Source organism: Mesorhizobium sp. M7D.F.Ca.US.004.03.1.1, from assembly GCF_003998635.1.
GTDB classification, from domain to species: Bacteria; Pseudomonadota; Alphaproteobacteria; order Rhizobiales; family Rhizobiaceae; genus Mesorhizobium; species Mesorhizobium loti.
In genome coordinates this window covers 1-2,338 of the sequence record NZ_RZQG01000899.1, presented here as the reverse complement: position 1 = coordinate 2,338, position 2,338 = coordinate 1, and the positions used below count along the sequence as shown (strand labels likewise).

Here is a 2,338-nt window from a genome sequence, read left to right as displayed (position 1 = left end):
GTAATGCGCGTCCGCCGCCTTCGCATCCTTGGGGAAGCGGGCAATGTGGTCGCGAAAGCCCTGCTCGGCGGTGCCATAGTCGCCCGAGAGGATGAACTGGTAGGAGTTGCGGTAGAGCTCCTCCGGGTCGTTGGTGGCGGGCAACGCCGCGACCACCGTATCGGATTTGCCGGCCTTGGCCGGGGCGCCGGTGGCTGGGGCGCTATCCTGCGCCGGCGCGGTCGCCTGCGTGTTGCCGCCGGCATCGATGACATTGCCGTTCTTGTCGACGGTGATGGTGCCGAAGGTTTTTTCCGGCGCTCCCGCACCGGGAATGACCTTGCCGGGGTCGCCATCGGGCGATTCGACGATGACGTCCTGGACCGTCTTGCCGCCTGCTGACTGATCGTTGCCGGGCGCGGCGCCGGCATCGGCCGGCGCCTTTGTTGCCGGGGCCGCTGCCACGTCGGTGTCGGTGCCGGTGGTGGCATCCGATTTCTTCTGTGCCGGCGGCTGTGCGCCTTGCGTGCCGCCGCCTTCAAGTTGCTGGAAGCGGAATTCGTTGTCTTCCTGCTGCTTGCGGATCTGCTCCTGCATCTGCAGGACCTGGAAATTGAGTTCCTCGATCTTGCCGTTCATCTGGCGCAGCTGCTCTTCCAGGCTGGTGACAGCGGCAGGATCGGACTGCACCATCTGGACCTGATCCGGCTTCTTCTTCTGGCCGAAAAGGCTGGGCAATTCGATGCTGGGCAGATGAAAGGAAAAGCCGCTGTCGGTTGGTTGCCCTGTACCGCTAGCCCCCAAGCCGCTAGCCAAGGCGGTGACGCCTGATAGGAGCAGCAGCGCAAGCGTGCCGCTCAGAACCGATCTCAAATGCATGTGCCTCTCGCCGTGATTTCGTTAGCTTGTTCGCGCCTTCCAATCAGAATGGGACCAGCCAAGCGCCCTCGGCTCATAGCAGGAGCCGAGACTTCGGCCAAATTTTGTTTCGGGCATCCGGATATGAAAAAGGCGGCCCCAGGGCCGCCTTTCACATAGATATGTTGCATTTTTGCCGCTAGACCGCCGCGCGTTCTTTTGACGCGCTGGTCGGCTGCACGATGCCTCAGGAACCGGCGCCGCTGAGCGTGGTGACCGCACGGCGATTCTGCGACCAGCAGGAGATGTCGTCGCACACCGCGACCGGACGTTCCTTGCCGTAGGAAATGGTCTTGAGACGGCTGGCCGAGACACCCTTGGCGACGAGGAAGTCGCGGGTGGCGGCAGCGCGGCGGGCGCCGAGCGCCAGATTGTATTCACGTGTGCCGCGTTCGTCGGCATGGCCTTCGACGACGATGGCATACTGCTTGTACTGGTTCAGCCACTGCGCCTGGCGAGCCAGGGTCGTCTGCGCGTCGGCACGGATCGAGGTCGAGTCCGTATCGAAGAAGATTCGGTCGCCGATGTTGACGGTGAAGTCCTGCGCCGATCCGGGTGTTGCGGCACCCGCGCCATTGAGGCCGAGATCAGCCGCGTTGTTCGGCGTCTTCTTCGAGGCGCAACCCGCGATGGCGAGCATCGCCACCAGCGCGATCATGACCGGGTTTCTGGTAAGTGCTGCGATACGGCCCATGCCGCCTCTCCTTCGTATTTCGAGTGATCGTATTCGAGTGATTTCGTTGATCACCCAGTAACCACGTTTGGGTTAACCGGCATTCAAGAAACACGGTTAAAATTTGGTTTAGGCTGCCCGTCCGCAGCCGTTCGGCTATGGGCCACAGTTGGCGCGGACCCTAGGCGGAAATGCGGCCAAAACGCGACCAATGCATGGAAAAGGGGCCGAAACGGCCCCTTTTCAGTATGTGTTGCAATCCAGCCGAACCTATTCCAGCAGCGGCGACCAGGCCGGGTCCGAAGCGAAGTTCGCCGTCGGGATCGATTGCTCGTTACGCCCGGTAAGATCGACCGAAACCAGTTTGGGCCCACCGGCGGAATCGCGGAAGAACATCAGCACGCGGCCGTTCGGCGCCCAGGTCGGCCCCTCCTGCTGGAAGCCGGAGGACAGGATGCGCTCGCCCGAACCATCGGTCTTCATGACGCCGATCTGGAATTCGCCGCCAGTCTGCTTGGTGAAGGCGATGAGGTCGCCGCGCGGCGACCATACCGGCGTCGAATAGACGCCGTCGCCGAAGGAGATGCGGGTCTGGCCCGAGCCGTCGGCGCCCATGACGTAGATCTGCGCGCGGCCGCCACGGTCGGAGGTGAACACCACCTTGCTGCCGTCGGGCGAATAGGACGGCGAGGTGTCGATGGCGGTCGAGTTGGTCAGGCGCGTCGTTGAACGACTGCGCAGGTCCATGGCGAAGATGTTGGAATTGCC

2 protein-coding genes and 1 pseudogene are annotated in these 2,338 nt (G+C 63.0%); all 3 read right to left on the bottom strand.

The features are described 5' to 3' along the window. The coding region (locus EN935_RS31580; RefSeq protein WP_127373990.1) for a tol-pal system protein YbgF at positions 1–858 on the bottom strand (858 nt) is incomplete at its 3' end. A 226-nt stretch (positions 859–1,084) separates the two neighbouring features. Beyond that, positions 1,085–1,591 carry a peptidoglycan-associated lipoprotein Pal gene (pal, locus tag EN935_RS31575; RefSeq protein WP_109664780.1) on the bottom strand — a complete coding sequence of 169 codons (507 nt, stop codon included), beginning with the start codon at positions 1,589–1,591 and terminating at the stop codon, positions 1,085–1,087. Between the two features lie 249 nt (positions 1,592–1,840). Further along, positions 1,841–2,338, bottom strand: a pseudogene (locus EN935_RS31570) (PD40 domain-containing protein); the annotation flags it as partial.

What these genes read in the sequence shown, in the direction of transcription:
- pal (WP_109664780.1), bottom strand. Translation starts at nt 1,591, where the DNA reads ATGGGCCGTATCGCAGCACTTACCAGAAACCCGGTCATGATCGCGCTG.